We start from the raw sequence: 14,788 nt of genomic DNA on the forward strand, positions 1-14,788 counted from the left end.
GTTTTGGGGGGGCGTCAACAGCCAAAGGGGACTTTTTTCGCTGTTGACGGATAAAGGCGTGCCAAGGGCACAAAACTTCAGCAATCGGCGTCAGACGGTGGCCAGCGCATCCTGATACATCTGTTCGTACAGGATGACGGAGTCTGCCCAGTCGAAGCGGGTGTTCATGGCGTGGTGCTGCACACGGGCAAAACGTGCCGGCTCCTGCAGATAATGGAGCAGGCTGCGGCGCATGGCATCGAGCAAGGTGCTGGCAGTGGGATCGTTGAAGCAGAAACCGGTCGCGTGCGTCGGGTCGGCATCCCAGTCCACGACGGTATCTTTCAATCCGCCGACAGCCCTCACCAGGGGCAGGGTGCCATAGGCCAGACTGTACATCTGGTTGAGCCCGCATGGCTCGAACAGAGAAGGCATCAGGAAGAAGTCGGCGCCAGCCTCCACCAGGTGGGCCAGACGGTCGTCATAGGCATTGATGAAGGCAAACTTGTCGGGATGCTGCTGGGCAATGCTTTGCAACTGGGCGGCGAGAGAGGGATCACCGGAGCCCACGATCACTACCTGGACCTGATGCTGCAAGAACTTGTCCAGCGCCGGGATGAGCAGGTGTACTCCTTTCTGCTCGGTCAGTCGACACACCATGCCATAGATGGGGAGGTTGCCGACGGGGAGCCCCGTCTCCTGCTGCAGGATGCGCTTGCAGGTGTGTTTGCCATCCAGGTTGTCGGCATCATAGGTGGCGGGCAACAGGGGATCGAAGGCGGGATCCCAGTCCTGATAGTCACAGCCGTTGAGGATGCCACGCAGGTCAGCTGCCCGCTGCTGGAATACGCTGGCCATGCCGTGAGCGCCCAGGTGTGTCAGCAGCTCGCTGGCGTAGTTGGGGCTGACTGCATTGATCTTGTCTGCGTAGAGCACACCGCACTTGAGCAGATTGATGTGACCATAGTCGTAGTTGATGCGCTGCTCGTAGTCGTGGATTTCCGGCACGGCCCAGAACTGCTGGCGATCGAACACGCCCTGAAAGGCCGCGTTGTGAATGCTGATGACCGACCGGGTGCGCTGGAAGAAGGGGTTGTGGGCATGACGGGTTTTCAGCAGCAGCGGCAGCAGACCGGTGTGCCAGTCGTTGCAGTGGGCGATGTCGGGAGCGAAACCCAGCTGTTCGCACGCATGCAGGGCCGCCGCGGCCAGAAAGGCAAAGCGTTCACCGTTGTCGGGATAGGCCTGGTTGTTCTCGGCATAGAGCTGGGGGCGGTCGAAATAGTGCGGGCAATCGAGCAGATAGACGCAGATCCCGTCCAGTTCCAGCTGATGGATGCGATAGCTGATATCACTGCGATCCTGGGGGGTGGGGAGCCAGCGCGAGGCGAGGAGGGTGGCCTCGTCCCGGCGCTTGATGGTCTTGTAGAAGGGCATAATGATGCGCACATCGTGCCCCTGACGGGCGAGATGCTGCGGCAGGGCCTTGGCCACATCCGCCAGGCCCCCGGTCTTCACTAGCCCCTCAACCTCCGAGGCTACAAACAGGATTTTCAGTGGGTTAATAGCCAACTCTTGCTCCCTTAGGTACCACGACGATACCGCCTTCGGATACGGTAAACCGCTCTCTGTCATGGTCCAGATTCTCACCGATCACGGTGCCGGGTGCAATTTCAACGTTTTTGTCGATGATGGCGCGGCGAATGGAGCAACCTTCACCGATTTTCACATCCCCCAGCAGCACGGATTCACTGATGTGGCTGCAGGGGCCTATGTTGCAGCGAAATCCCAGTATGGATCGCTGGATCTGGCTGCCCTGAATGAAGCAGCCACCGGAGATCAGGGAGTTGGCGATCTTGACCTTGCAGTCGTCGGTATCGATGAAGGTGGCGGGGGGCAGGGGCGGGTAATGGGTGTGCAGCGGCCACTTGCGATTGTAGAGAGAGAAGGGGGCATCGTCGGCCACCAGATCCATGTGTGCCTGCCAGTAAGAGTCGAGCGTCCCCACATCGCGCCAGTAGACGTTGGGCTTCTCGCCCGGGATCACGTTGGTGCTGTAGTCGTAGACATAGACGGGGGCACGGGGGAACAGGCTGGGAATGATGTCCTTGCCGAAATCGTGACTGGAGTTCTCCTCGGCGGCATCCCGCTTGAGCTCCCGATAGAGGGCCTCGGTCTCGAAGATGTAGTTGCCCATGGAGACCAGGGCCTGGGTGGGGTCGCCGGGGATGTGTTTCGGGTGACGGGGCTTTTCTTCAAAGCCAATCATGCGCCCTTCCTGATCCACCTCGATCACCCCGAAGGCGCTTGCTTCCTCGATGGGCATGCGCAGTGCAGCGACGGTCAGGGCGGCCGCTTTCTGCTTGTGGAAGCTCACCATCTGGCTCACGTCCATCTTGTAGATGTGATCGGAGCCGAAGATGCAGACGTGCTCGGGGTCGGAGATCTCGATGAAGCGCAGGTTCTGGTAAATGGCGTCTGCGGTGCCGTCATACCAGCGTTTGCCCATTCGCATCTGGGCCGGAATGGGGTCGATGAAGCGATCCGTGATGCCGACGATGTTCCAGCCCTTCTTCATGTGCAGGTAAAGGGACTGGGACTTGAACTGGGTGAGTACATAGATGCGCAGGAAGTCGGCGTTGACGAAGTTGTTGAGCACGAAGTCGATCAACCGGTAACTGCCGCCAAAGGGCACGGAGGGTTTGCTGCGGGTGGTGGTCAGCGGTTGCAGTCGGGTACCTTCACCGCCTGCCAGTATCATGGTGAGTATGCCTGCCATCGTCGTTCTCTCCCTGAGATCATGATGTTGAAAAGGTTTTCATGTCGCTGCGAAAAAAACACCCCTAAAGGGGTGGTAAACGTTTTCTTGGTACCTTAACAGATCCCGTCTGGCACTCTCTACTTGTTTTATTACAACCGTTGCACTTCTTTAAGCTTTGCTCAGATACACCTTGAATTTGGCATCACCCGCGATCACCTCGGTCTGTTTGAAGTGCGCATCCAGTATAGGCTGGTATCGCAGGAAGGCATTGGCGACTATGGTCAGGGCGCCATTTGCGGTCAGGTACTCAGGTGCCTTTGCCAGGAAGGTTTCGGTGGCGGCGTAGAAGGTCTTGAGCCCGGCATGGAAGGGGGGATTCGAGACAATCTGTTGGAATGTTTCGGCAATGTCGGAATAGACATCGGAGGCATGAACACGTCCGCTCAGACCGTTGACCGCCAGGGTTCGGCGGCTGGACTCCAGTGCCAGGGCATTGATATCCACCATGGTGACGGCCAGGGCCGGGTTGCGCTTGGCCAGCACGGAACCGATGACGCCGGCGCCGCAGCCAAAGTCGAGCAGCTTGCCCGTTACGGGGGGGAGGCTCGCCAGCAGCATCTGGGTGCCGAGATCCAGGCCGTCAGCACTGAAGACCCCGGGAAGGGCCATGACGGTCAGGGTGGTGTCGCCCGCCTGGCACTCATAGCGACTGAACCAGGCGTCCAGCTCGAAGGGGACGACCGGTTTGTCGAGCGTGCCGTGGTAGAGAGAGCAGCGGCGCGCAGAGTCGCGCTTGATCGGTTTCTCGCCATAAGGTGCCAGCAGCTTGTCTGCCCCGTTGATGCCGCCCCGGTTCTCGCCGGCGAGGAACAGGTCGGCCCCGCTTTCGAGCAGCGGCGTCATCATGGCCAGCAGGTATTGCGCCTCGGCCTTGGCCTTGGGCATCAGCAGTAGCAGGGCATCGAATCGGGGGGCGCCACCCAGCTGGTGATCGAACAGGATGGCATCTCCCAGAACGGCCTGCTGGGTGCGGTAATAGCAGTAATCCGTGGTGAAGACGGTCAGGCTTTGTGCCAGCTCGGCCAGTTGACGAGGATAATCATCCTCCAGGGCACCGCACACCAACAGCCGCTTGCCGACAAAGAGGGCTTGGTTACGTTCCAGCATCTGACTGACGGCACTGACAGGACGGCTCATTGGGTCTCTCCACGCATTTTTGGGCGGCCATTATACATGGCCGCTTTCGCCTTGACATTTATGCCGTGTTCCCGAAATATGCCCAGACGCCTATTTACCCAGAGATGATGCAATGCGGTCATGCGTATCGAAACGAAAGCATAAACATAGCCTGACAATCGGGCCTGCTGGCGTGCGCGCGTAACCTCTCATCCCTGAGACGATTCAAGCCCCGGTAGCGACTCCCGTACCGGGGCTTTTTATTGACCAATCCATCTGTTTAGGAGAAGGAAATCCCATGTTTCAAGGTTCGATAGTTGCCCTGATCACCCCATTTCGACAGGGCCAGCTGGACGAGGCCGCACTGGCTCGCCTGGTGGAGTGGCACATAGAGCAGGGAACCCATGGCATCGTGCCGGTCGGCACGACCGGGGAGAGCCCGACCCTGACCCACGATGAGCATTGCCGCGTGGTGGAGCTGGTGGTCAAGCTGGTGGCCGGGCGCATTCCCGTGATCGCAGGTGCAGGCTCCAACAACCCGGTTGAAGCCATTGAATACACCCGCTATGCCGAGCAGATGGGGGCGGATGCCACCCTGCATGTGGCCGGTTACTACAACCGCCCCAATCAGGAAGGGCTCTACCACCACTTCAAGGCGGTGCACGACGCCACCACCAAACCCATCATCGTCTACAACATTCCGCCCCGCGCTATCGTTGACGTGCAGCCGGCGACCCTGGCCCGTCTGGCCGAGTTGCCGCGCATTGCCGGCGTGAAGGATGCCACCGGTGATCTGGCCCGCCCCTGGGTTGAACGCCAGCTCATCAAGAAGCCGTTTGCCTGGCTCTCCGGTGAAGATGCCACCGCCGTGGCCTACAACATCGGTGGTGGCCAGGGTTGCATCTCGGTGACGGCCAACGTGGCCCCCAAGCTGGTGGCCGAGGTGCAGAACCTGGCGCTGGCCGGTGAGTGGCAAGCTGCCCGCGAATTGCAGGACAAGCTCATTCCGCTGCACCAGGCCATGTTCGCCGAGCCGAGCCCCGCAGGGGCCAAGTATGCGGTCTCTCTGCTGGGTCTGTGCAGCGAAGAGTGCCGTCTGCCGGTGATGCCGCTCTCCGAGGCCACCCGCGAGCGCATCCGCAGTGCCATGCAGGCATTGAATCTGTTGTAAAAACTGGGCTCTGGATCTCGCTTTTGATTGCCCGGTCAATTAATGGCCGGGCTTTGCCGATATACTCGCTTGGATACAACCAAGGATGATTTGGCATGGAAGAATGGGATCCGGAGCACTTCACCAGTTTTGAACATCTCTGTGAAGTGACCTTGTCTGCGGTCAGGGAAAAAACAGAGGCTGAACAGATCTATCTGTGGCTGCGTGCTCCGACGCCCCAGCTCTATCACTATCGCCCGGAACAGGGTCTGCTCTGCCTGAGCGCTGACGTCCTCTCTTCCCTCGAGTTGCCCATCCTCTTCATCGAACGTTCCCTTGCGCTCGGCCAGTTGCTGGTGGAGCCCATCGCGCCGACCCGAGCCATCTGGGAGCGGGAGAGCGTCGAACCCGAGATCCCGCGCCTGCGCGCCAGCTTCCCCCTCAAGCGTCACAAGGGGCTGGAGGCTGTGGTCTATCTGGAAACCCGCCGTCGTCTCGATCGCCTGCCAAGACGCCAACAGCAGAGCATCCAGCTGCTCATGCATTATCTCGCCGCCGAGCTCGAGAGTCGGCGACTCGCGGGACAGGTGGATCTGGAGCGGGATCAGCGGCTCCACACCCAGGCAGACCTCGTGCGCAGCCAGGCCCTGCAGGACTCCTTCCTCAGCATGCTGCAGGCGCTGCATCAGGTGGGGGTCAAGCTCTCCCGCTGCGAGAGCGAGGATCGTCTGCTGCACGACGCGGTGGCACTGGCCCGCCAGGAGTTGCAGTTCGATCGCATCGCCATCTTCCTGACTGACAGTGAATTCAAGACCATGCACGGTACCTGGGGTACCAACGAGGCGGGTGAGCTCATCGACGAGCGCCATTTCATCAGCCCCATTCCGGATCACCCCACAGTGCAGGAGGCGCTGCGTCGCAAGGACTATGTCCTGGTGCTGGAGGACACGCCTCTCTATTACGAGAAGCAGGAGGTGGGTCGCGGCTGGAACGCCATGGTGTCGCTCTGGGACGGGAGTACCCCCATCGGCTGGATCGCCGCCGACAACCTGCTCTGGCGGCGCCCCCTCAAGACGTATCAGAGCGAGATCTTCAAGCAGTATGCCGCCGTGCTCTCCCAGTTGCTGATCCGCCAGCGCACCCAGGAGAAGCTTGAGCGCTTCAATCGGGAGCTGGAGCTGAGGGTGCAGGAGCGGACCCGGCAACTGGCCGATACCAACCGGGCGCTGGAGGAGGCCAACCGGCGCCTCTCTCTGCTGTCTCTGGAAGATCCCCTGACTGGCATCGCCAACCGCCGCCAATGGGACATCACCATGGAACGGGAGTGGGAGCGGGCTCGCCGCCATCAGGGCGTGCTGGCGGTGCTGATGATCGATGTGGACGAGTTCAAGTCCTACAACGATCACTTCGGCCACGGCAAGGGGGATCAGTGCCTGCAGCGGGTGGCGGCACTGCTGCAGGACACCGAGCGGCGGCGTACCAACCTGGTGGCCCGCTATGGGGGGGAGGAGTTTGTCATCCTCTGTGTTCACCGCAGCCGGGAGAGGCGGAGCGGCTGGCGGAGCAGATCCACCACGGCCTTGACGCCTTGCAAATTCCCCATCCGGCCTCCCGGGTGGCGGCGACACTCACCGTCAGCATCGGGTTCAGCTATCTGGTCCCGTCATCGGACAAGGAGTGGCAAACCCTGACCGAGCAGGCGGATCAGGCACTCTATCACGCCAAATCCCAAGGGCGGGCCTGTACCCTGGCCTATCGCTGACACCTGCGTGGGGGCTGCCTGCCCGGCATCAGATCCATGCTGATCTGTATACGTGTGTGCTTTCAGATCCACGCAGCTCTGTATAAATGAGGTGGCAAGCGTTTCTCGCCATCTGGCGCATGGCGATGCGCCCGCGCTCTGGCTAGAATGGGGGCCCATTTTTCACAGACAGATCCTGCACCATGACCCTATCCGGATTTCAAGGCCTGGTTTTCGACCTCGACGGCACTCTGGTGGACTCCATGCCCTTGCACCTGGCCGCCTGGGAGCACACCGCCAGCGAGTTTGGCTTTCGGTTCGACGCCGACTGGTTTTATGAGCTGGGAGGCATGCCCAGCCGCAAGATAGCCCTGCTGGTGGCCGAAGTGCAGCAGATCGCGCTGGATCCCCTGGTGGTGACACGCTGCAAGACCGAACACTATGTCGCCAACCTGCACAAGGCCACCCCCTTCCCGGCCATGCTGGATCTGGTGGAACGCTATCACGGCCGGATCCCCATGGGCATCGGGACAGGCTCCCCCCGTATCAATGCCGAAGCGGTGCTGCGCAACACAGGGCTGGATCGGTACTTCCCCGTGGTGGTCACCGCCGACGACGTGGAGCTGCACAAACCCCATCCAGACACCTTCCTGCTGGTGGCGCGACGCCTGGGGGTCGAGCCCGATCAATGTCTGGTGTTCGAGGACACGGGCATAGGCGCACAGGCCGGTGAAGCGGCCGGTATGCAGGTCTGCATGGTCAGAGAGGGAAAACCGGTCGGGTTGACCTACTGAGTAACGAAGACGAGCGGGTCAACAACCGGCTCGGGAGAGAAGCCCCACTCTCATACGGGACAGGCGAAACATGAGAGTGGGGAGCAGATGTCACTGGCTGACGCAGCGACACCGTCAGGATGGGCAGTGGCGAGATTTACTGCTCGCTGCCACCACCCTGGTTGTCGTCATAACGGCTGGGGGCGCCATGGGGGCGCGGCGCCATGGAAACCCGTGGCTTGCGGGCCCGCTGGATACTGACGGCAGGACGGCCGGAGTGCATGGCAATGGTGGAAATCTTGGCCTTGTAGACCAGTTGCTGATTGCCATGGGCATCGGTCAACAGCACGCTGTACTGGTCAAAACCGCTGATGGTCCCCTCCAGCTTGATGCCGCTCACCAGGAAGATGGCGACTTGGCTACGGTTTTTGCGCAACCAGTTGAGGGCAGAATCTTGCCCGTTCCCGAGGGAGAAGGCCTGCTCGATAGTGGAGTAGCTTGGGGATTCAGTTGTCATAAATTATTGTCCCGCGGAAAAAAAGTGGCGTTTGATTGTGCTAAATGGGCACTGCCTTGTCAAAGTCATTCTCACACCCGGGCAGGATGGACAACGACAGGGCTGGTCGGCAGGGGCCGCTGCTGCAATAATTGGCGGCTCTGGCCCCGTGGCGGGCCTCATGCTGGGGTCTTATCTTGCATCCGGTTTCACACCAACATCCACCCACCTATACCCATGACGCGACCGCCTGCGAAGAGTGTGATCTGCTGGTGCCGGCCACCGAGCTGGCCGTGGGGGAGACGAGCAGTTGTCCGCGCTGCGGCCATACCCTGACTCGTCATCTGCCTGAGCAGGAGCGCAGGCCTATCGCCTATGGCTTTGCGGCCATCATCATGTTCGTGCTCTCCAACGCCTTTACCTTCATGTCGTTCTCGGCCAAGGGGGTGGGGCAGGAGATGACCTTCCTGCAGTGCATCACCACCCTGGTGGATCAAGGCTACCTGTTCCTCGGGGCCGTGCTGAGCATTACCCTGATCGGGTTGCCGCTGGTCTATATCGGCTCCATCATGCTGGTGCTGTGGCGCCTGGACAAGGATCTGCACAGCAAGGCCCTGCGCTCCCTTGGCCGCCTGCTGTGCCGGATCAAGCCCTGGCTGATGGTGGACGTCTTCCTCATCGGCGTGCTCATCTCTCTGGTGAAGCTGATGGGGATGGCCGACATCAAGATGGGGCTGTCGTTCTGGGCCTTCGTTGGCTACACCCTGCTGCTCATCAAGATGATCTCCTCCCTGGATCGGATGTGGCTGTGGCAGCGGCTGTTCGGCCCGACGGCGGCGAGGGAGCTGGATCCCGAAGAGAGCGCCCTGGCGTGCGGTCTGGTGGGCTGCCACATCTGCGGCGCCCTGAACGAGCAGGATGCCCATAGTTGCGTTCGCTGCGGGGATCACCTGCACAGCCGCAAGCCGGGTGGTCTGAACCGCACCTGGGCCCTGCTGATCACCTCGGTGATCCTCTATGTCCCAGCCAACCTGTATCCCATCATGGACACCGTGTTCCTGGGGGATGACAGCCCCTCGACCATCATGGGCGGGGTGGTGCTGCTGTGGGCAATGGGCTCCTACCCCATTGCCGCCGTCATCTTCTTCGCAAGCGTGGTGGTGCCGCTGGTGAAGATCCTGGCGCTGCTGTGGCTCTGCTACGTGGTGCAGCGCGGCCAGGGGGCATCTCCCCTCGGCAAGCTCAAACTCTATCGCATGACCGAATTTGTGGGGCGCTGGTCGATGATCGACGTCTTTGTGGTGGCCATCCTGGCCGGTCTCATCCGGCTCGACAATCTGATGACCATCTACCCTGGCCCTGCGGCCGTCGCCTTTGCCGGGGTCGTACTGGTCACCATGGTGGCTGCCATGAGTTTCGATTCCCGCCTGATCTGGGATTTACAACAAGGAGAACGCGAACGTGAGTGAGCGTAAGACAAGGTGGAAACCGGGCTCTGATTTCATGAGTTCGGCTGCCGCTATCTGGATGGTGCCCTTGCTGGCGCTCTTCATCGGCGCCTGGATGCTGTTCCAGCACTGGTATTCACAAGGGCCGAGCTTCACCCTGACGGTGGCGACCGCCGAGGGCATAGTGGCGGGCAAGACGGTGATCCGTTCTCGTGAAGTGGAGGTGGGCCGTATCGAGACGGTGGAGCTCAGCGAGGACTACAGCCATGCCGTGCTCAAGGCTCGCCTGACCAATGCCGCCGCCGGCATGCTCAAGAAAGACAGCCAGTTCTGGGTGGTCAAGCCCAGGGTCGGGCGTGAGGGCGTTTCCGGTCTTGGCACCTTGCTCTCCGGTGCCTATATCGAGCTTTCTCCCGGCAAGAAGGGCAGGGCGCGAAGCGAATACGCCATGTTGGACAGGCCACCCCTGGCATCCCTGGATGCTAGGGGATTGCGGCTCTCCCTGTCCAGCCGGGATGCCAACGCGCTGGGTGCGGGCTCCCCCATCAGCTATCAGGGATTCACCATCGGCCAGGTCGAAGAGGCCAAGTTCCTGCCCGAGAAGAGCGAGATGCAGTACCAGCTCTTCATCAACGCGCCTTATGACGTCCTGGTGAGCAGCAACTCCCGGTTCTGGCTGACGCCCGGCTTCGAGGTCTCCATGAGCAGCGAGGGGATGAAGGTGAAGATGGACTCGCTGGAGAGCCTGATCAACGGCGGCATCACCATGGGGCTGCCTCCCGGCTGGTTGCCGGGGGAGCCGGTGAAACAGAACGACGAGTTCGTGCTGTTCAAGGACGAGGAGAGCGTGCTGGCCGGTAGCCTGGATCAGTTCATCGACTATGTCTTCCTGTTCGACAATGACGTGGGCGGGCTGCATCCCGGCGCGGCGGTACAGTATCGCGGCATCCGGGTCGGTACCGTCATCTCGGCTCCCTATCTCATCGACGACAAGGGCGTCCAGCTGTTCAAGAGCCGGCAGATCCCGGTGCTGGCGCGCATCGAGGTGCAGCGTCTCTCCCACCGTTATGCCAATGCGGAGAAGGAGCAGTGGCGGGCCCTGTTCAACAAGCAGTTCAAGGAAGGGCTGAGGGCCAGCCTCAAGACCGCCAGCCTGCTGACGGGGGGCAAGGTGATCGATCTGAACTTCTATCCGGATGCGCCTGTCTATCAGCCGCTCAAGATGGCGGGCTATCAGGTCTTCCCGACTGCCCAGGCCGGGCTGGATCAGATCGAACGCAAGGTGAACCTCATCCTCGACAAGTTCGTCGACATGGACATGGCCACCACCCTTACTCAGGTCAACAGCACCCTGATGACACTGGACAAGACGCTCAAGCATGTCAGTGCCGTGAGTGCGAATCTGGAGCAGTTTACCGGTCAGCAGTCGACCCAGCAGTTGCCGGCCTCCCTCAACCAGAGCCTCAAGCAGTTGCAGGAGACGTTGCAGACCTATGATGCCGGTTCCCAGACCAATCAGGAGCTGCGCCAGTCGGTGCAATCCCTCAACCAGCTGATGAGCGAGTTGCAACCTCTGGTCCATTCACTGAACGAGCAGCCGAGTTCGCTGATCTTTGACCGCGCTCGTCCGCGGGATCCCGAGCCCAAGCGAGGAAAATGATGAAAAAACGGATGATGACGTTGGCCTTGCTGGGCCTGCTGGCGGGATGTGGCAGTGCGCCGACCACGCTGCATTACTATTCGCTGGATGCCGACACGGCGCCGTCGAGTGTCACCACGGCGCAGCCGCAGCACCAGTTGGTGCTGCGGCCCGTCGCCCTGTCCGGTCAGCTTGACCGGATGAGCCTGGTCTATCAGCTGGAGGGAAAGGAGCTGCACTTTGCCGAGTACCATCGCTGGGCAGGTTCCCTCGATGCCCAGTTGAACCAGTTGACCCTCAATGGCCTCTCCAGCCGCTTGCCTGGCTGGGTGGTGCGTCAGGACGGGGCCCGCAAGGGGCCTGTGCTGAGCATCTCGGTCGAGCGTTTCCAGGGGCGGCACGACGGCCGCGCCCTGCTCAGCGGTCGCTGGCGCCTGCTGACGGAGGAGGGGGTCGTGTTGAGAGATGTTCCCTTCCAGCAGGAGCGGGTGCTGCCTGCCGATGGGTATGGCGCCCTGGTGAACGAGCTGGGGCAGGGCTGGCAACTGTTGCTCGATCAGATTGCGGCGGATGTGCGCACGCGCATCTGAGGAAGCATAAAAAAAGACGGGAGGCCATGGCCTCCCGTTTTGTTTGGGGTCGTCGTTATTGCTGTACTTCCGAGACGCCCTGTACCTTGACCTCTACCCGGCGATCCGGGGCCAGGCAGACGATCAGCTCACGCTTGGATTTGCTGGTGCAGCTGTCGCCGGTGACGGGAGACTGCTTGCCACGCCCTTCCACATTGACCTTGTCGGCCGGCAGGCCCTTGCCAATCAGGTAATCGGCCACGGTCCGGGCACGCTGCTCGGACAACTTCTGGTTGTAGGCCTCGGAGCCGATGCGGTCGGTATAGCCGATGACGGTGGCCGAACCGTCTTTGGGCCTTTCCTCTTCAATCTGGCTGTAGAGGGTATCCAGGGCCTGCCCGGCCTGGGGCTTGAGGGTGGCCTTGTTGAAGTCAAACAGCACGTCCGAGCTCAGGGTGAACTGCTTGTCGACCATCACGGGCTCGGGCGCGGGGGCGGGAGCTGCGACCGGCAGAGCCGGTGCAACCTGACCGAAGCGGTAGACGGCGGCCAGGGAGAGCAGGCCGTTGTCCATGCGCAGGCCGGTATCGTCACGGCTGCCATACGGGGTGCTGTACTGGTATTCGAGGCGGGCTGCCCAATCCAGGCTCAGGGCATACTCCGCACCGAGCGCGCCGACGAAGGTGAAGCGGCTGTCGTTTTCCAGCTGATCGCTGTCGGTCCAGCCATAGCCGCCCCCGACACGGCCGTAAAGGTCCAGATTGTCCGCAACCGGGAAGCCCAGTTTCAGCGTGAGCTGGGCCAGCTGGGCTTGCACGGAGTCATTGAAGGCCGCGCCATTGCGGGTGCCGCTGTACTTGAGCTTGCCAAGGTAGTCATAACCGAGTTCGACACCCAGATTCTGGTTGATCTGGTAACCGGCGAAGGCACCGGCGCCGACTTCATCGTCGTCTTTGTCGGTGATGGCGATGGAATTGCTTTCATCGACACCGTAGAAGTTGGACCAACCCAGTTTGGCACCGCCATACCAGGTGTTGTCTTGTCCGGCTGCCTGGGCGTTGGCCGCAAGCAAGCCTGAAACCAGCAAGGTAATCAGTGTTTTGTTCATAGATGCCTCTGCAATCTTGTGTGTGGGGAGCGCGAATTCATGTCGCCTCGCCTCGTGGGTTGGGCCTGTGTTCGACCACAACACGTTTAAACGTAGCTCGCTTTTCTCGATCTACAAGCAACTGATATAAAACATATTGTGATATCCATCTGCATCATAGTGGAGACAGAAGACCGCCGGGGAACCGTGACTCGAATCTGTGATGGGTGTCATATGGATTGCTTATCCTTGTCGGCAAGAGGGCCGGCGAGGCGCCGGCCCTGGCAGGATGGCCTCCGTTATCGAGGGAGGAATTCGTACTCCTGTTCGATGAAGGCGGCAGCCCGCTCGCTCAGGGCAGCGTGTACCACTGTGGTGGGGTGGACCTGGTCCCAGAACATCTTGCCTTCACAGTTCAGCTCGCCCGCACTGCGGCGCGCCATGGGAGTTGCGACGGCCTGAGACAGCAGGGGGTTGCCGGCGATGGCAAGGCGCTCCTCGGGATTGAAGGGGGCCAGTCGACTGTCGGTGGCGGCGCTGCGGGAGGCAAACGGCTTCCACACATAGCCGCCGCCATAGCAGGCGTGTTCGGTGTCGCTCAGGCCGAAGTTCTGCGGCTCGCGCAGCATCTCGGCGAACTGCTTGTCGATCTCGAACAATTTCACCATGCCGGTGGGGGCCAGCTGGCGTGCCAGGTTCAGCAGCAGCTGGTTGTGGTAGGCGGAGACATGGCTGGCCGCCTCGACCACTTTCTGGCTGCGGGCCGAGGGGTTCTGGCCCAGATCCGGCAGGTTGAACAGCAGAATCTGCTTGGCGCCGTTCAATACCATGCGGTTGGCCGCATCGCTGATGGCATCGCGCACCCGCTTGGCATCCTGCTCGGTGTTCCAACCATAGGCCAGGTAATCGTTGGCACCGACCCAGAGGATCACCAGATCGTCGGGCTTGAAGCCATCCTTTTGCAGGAACTGGGTCACCTCGTAGTCCAGGTTGTTGATGACCTGATACTTGGGGTTCCAGGAGATCTTGTTGTAGGCCACGGCAGTGGCGCCCCCTTCCGCCTCGTTGGCGATGGCGAGGCCCGGGAAGTGCTGGGTGAGCTGCTCCAGCCAGACCGGGCCGTTGGAGAAGCGGCCCTGATGGTAAGGCGGGCTGGAGGGGAGGTAACCGCGCATCTTGTCGTACATCTTGCCGGTATCGGAGAGGCTGTCGCCGAACATCACGATGCGGGAGAAGGGGGGACGCGTCTCGGCGGCATGGGCCGTGAGGGCGAAGAGACCCAATAAACACAAAAGCCATTTGTTCATGTAGCTGTTCTCATGGATGGGGCAGGGCGGGCCTGCGGGCTGTTCCTCGATGGCGGCGGGCTGGGAACCCGCATGGCCAGGTGAAAAGGTATCCACTCGAATACATTTTTGCAGCATGCCGTGGCCATTTAATCGCTTGCGATCACATCACTCCTCCCTGAATGGGGAGGCTTCACGTTTGTTTCACGCGCCCCCGGGCAAGATGCCCTCATACCGCAAAGACAGGAGCATGAAATGAACAACGCAAAAGCAATCGCCCTGGTGGCCCTGATGTCCGTCTCTTCCTTCGCCATGGCGGCCTACACCGGCCCCAAGGAGCAGAACAAGGTATCGGTCGCCCAGTTGAAAGACGTGGCCGATGATCAGTGGGTGACCCTGGAAGGCAAACTGGTCAAACACCTGGGTGGCGAAAACTACCTGTTCCGTGACGACAGCGGCGAGGTGGAAGTGGAGGTGGACGGTGACGTGTGGCGCGGTACCGAGGTAGGCCCTGACGATCTGATCCGCGTGCGCGGCGAGGTGGACCACAGCTGGAACAAGACCGAAGTCGAGGTGGAACACCTGGAGAAGGTGGGGGCTGCGCCCCTGAGCAAGGGTGGCTTCATCGCCAAGTAAGCTTTCTGGCCACAGTAAATGAGAAGGGCGCTCCAGGAGCGCCCTTC

General features: G+C 61.0%; 11 protein-coding genes and 2 pseudogenes. 7 read left to right on the plus strand and 6 right to left on the minus strand.

Features of this window, described 5'->3' with window-relative positions; all coding sequences use genetic code 11:
- Positions 1–90: 90 nt before the first annotated feature.
- The 3 genes and pseudogenes from glgA to rsmC form a co-directional block, all read right to left on the minus strand.
- Complete coding sequence (gene glgA / locus AB5Y68_RS20045) at positions 91–1,551, minus strand: glycogen synthase GlgA (protein ID WP_039040607.1); 1,461 nt, start codon at positions 1,549–1,551, stop codon at positions 91–93.
- A pseudogene (glgC, locus tag AB5Y68_RS20050) lies at positions 1,541–2,761 on the minus strand (glucose-1-phosphate adenylyltransferase); the annotation flags it as partial. The gene glgA and the pseudogene glgC, both read right to left, overlap by 11 nt.
- 147 nt (positions 2,762–2,908) lie before the next feature.
- The gene (gene rsmC, locus AB5Y68_RS20055) at positions 2,909–3,937 is read right to left on the minus strand and encodes a 16S rRNA (guanine(1207)-N(2))-methyltransferase RsmC (RefSeq protein ID WP_010675754.1); all 1,029 of its coding nucleotides are present in this window, start codon (positions 3,935–3,937) and stop codon (positions 2,909–2,911) included.
- A 277-nt stretch (positions 3,938–4,214) separates the two neighbouring features.
- On the opposite strand from rsmC, the gene dapA reads away from it, so the two are divergent.
- The 3 genes and pseudogenes from dapA to AB5Y68_RS20070 all read left to right on the plus strand — a co-directional run bounded on the left by dapA (position 4,215) and on the right by AB5Y68_RS20070 (position 7,601).
- Positions 4,215–5,087, plus strand: coding sequence for a 4-hydroxy-tetrahydrodipicolinate synthase (gene dapA, locus AB5Y68_RS20060; protein ID WP_039040606.1), 873 nt, complete (start codon positions 4,215–4,217; stop codon positions 5,085–5,087).
- Positions 5,088–6,379: 1,292 nt separating this feature from the next.
- Positions 6,380–6,828, plus strand: a pseudogene (locus tag AB5Y68_RS20065) (diguanylate cyclase).
- A 182-nt stretch (positions 6,829–7,010) separates the two neighbouring features.
- On the plus strand, positions 7,011–7,601 hold the full coding sequence (locus AB5Y68_RS20070; protein ID WP_039040604.1) for an HAD family phosphatase: 591 nt from the start codon (positions 7,011–7,013) through the stop codon (positions 7,599–7,601).
- Between the two features lie 136 nt (positions 7,602–7,737).
- On the opposite strand, the gene hfq is transcribed toward AB5Y68_RS20070, so the two are convergent.
- Entirely contained in the window at positions 7,738–8,097 is a 360-nt protein-coding gene (gene hfq / locus AB5Y68_RS20075; protein WP_039040603.1) for an RNA chaperone Hfq, read from the minus strand.
- 176 nt (positions 8,098–8,273) lie between these two features.
- On the opposite strand from hfq, the gene AB5Y68_RS20080 reads away from it, so the two are divergent.
- From AB5Y68_RS20080 to AB5Y68_RS20090, 3 genes are read left to right on the plus strand one after another with little or no spacing between them, the layout of a single operon-like run.
- The gene (locus AB5Y68_RS20080) at positions 8,274–9,545 is read left to right on the plus strand and encodes a paraquat-inducible protein A (RefSeq protein WP_039040602.1); all 1,272 of its coding nucleotides are present in this window, start codon (positions 8,274–8,276) and stop codon (positions 9,543–9,545) included.
- Entirely contained in the window at positions 9,538–11,184 is a 1,647-nt protein-coding gene (gene pqiB / locus AB5Y68_RS20085; RefSeq protein ID WP_039040601.1) for an intermembrane transport protein PqiB, read from the plus strand. The genes AB5Y68_RS20080 and pqiB overlap by 8 nt, the downstream gene beginning before the upstream one ends.
- On the plus strand, positions 11,184–11,753 hold the full coding sequence (locus AB5Y68_RS20090) for a membrane integrity-associated transporter subunit PqiC (RefSeq protein ID WP_039040600.1): 570 nt from the start codon (positions 11,184–11,186) through the stop codon (positions 11,751–11,753). The genes pqiB and AB5Y68_RS20090 overlap by 1 nt, the downstream gene beginning before the upstream one ends.
- A gap of 55 nt (positions 11,754–11,808) precedes the next feature.
- On the opposite strand, the gene ompA is transcribed toward AB5Y68_RS20090, so the two are convergent.
- Both ompA and AB5Y68_RS20100 read right to left on the minus strand, forming a co-directional pair.
- Positions 11,809–12,840 (minus strand): porin OmpA, encoded by a 1,032-nt coding sequence (ompA, locus tag AB5Y68_RS20095; RefSeq protein WP_039040599.1) that lies wholly within the window; start codon positions 12,838–12,840, stop codon positions 11,809–11,811.
- A gap of 278 nt (positions 12,841–13,118) precedes the next feature.
- Positions 13,119–14,126, minus strand: coding sequence for an SGNH/GDSL hydrolase family protein (locus AB5Y68_RS20100; protein ID WP_039040616.1), 1,008 nt, complete (start codon positions 14,124–14,126; stop codon positions 13,119–13,121).
- 234 nt (positions 14,127–14,360) lie between these two features.
- Here AB5Y68_RS20100 and AB5Y68_RS20105 point away from each other — a divergent pair, with 234 nt between their 5' ends.
- Positions 14,361–14,741 (plus strand): YgiW/YdeI family stress tolerance OB fold protein, encoded by a 381-nt coding sequence (locus AB5Y68_RS20105; RefSeq protein ID WP_039040598.1) that lies wholly within the window; start codon positions 14,361–14,363, stop codon positions 14,739–14,741.
- Positions 14,742–14,788 lie beyond the last annotated feature (47 nt).

This window comes from Aeromonas sp. R6-1, from assembly GCF_040908165.1.
Lineage (GTDB): Bacteria > Pseudomonadota > Gammaproteobacteria > Enterobacterales > Aeromonadaceae > Aeromonas > Aeromonas caviae.

Bases quoted from the DNA above. Each gene is read 5' to 3' on its own strand.
- hfq (WP_039040603.1), bottom strand. From the start codon at position 8,097: ATGACAACTGAATCCCCAAGCTACTCCACTATCGAGCAGGCCTTCTCC.
- ompA (WP_039040599.1), bottom strand. From the start codon at position 12,840: ATGAACAAAACACTGATTACCTTGCTGGTTTCAGGCTTGCTTGCGGCC.
- dapA (WP_039040606.1), top strand. From the start codon at position 4,215: ATGTTTCAAGGTTCGATAGTTGCCCTGATCACCCCATTTCGACAGGGC.
- AB5Y68_RS20090 (WP_039040600.1), top strand. From the start codon at position 11,184: ATGAAAAAACGGATGATGACGTTGGCCTTGCTGGGCCTGCTGGCGGGA.
- AB5Y68_RS20105 (WP_039040598.1), top strand. From the start codon at position 14,361: ATGAACAACGCAAAAGCAATCGCCCTGGTGGCCCTGATGTCCGTCTCT.
- AB5Y68_RS20070 (WP_039040604.1), top strand. From the start codon at position 7,011: ATGACCCTATCCGGATTTCAAGGCCTGGTTTTCGACCTCGACGGCACT.
- rsmC (WP_010675754.1), bottom strand. From the start codon at position 3,937: ATGAGCCGTCCTGTCAGTGCCGTCAGTCAGATGCTGGAACGTAACCAA.
- AB5Y68_RS20100 (WP_039040616.1), bottom strand. From the start codon at position 14,126: ATGAACAAATGGCTTTTGTGTTTATTGGGTCTCTTCGCCCTCACGGCC.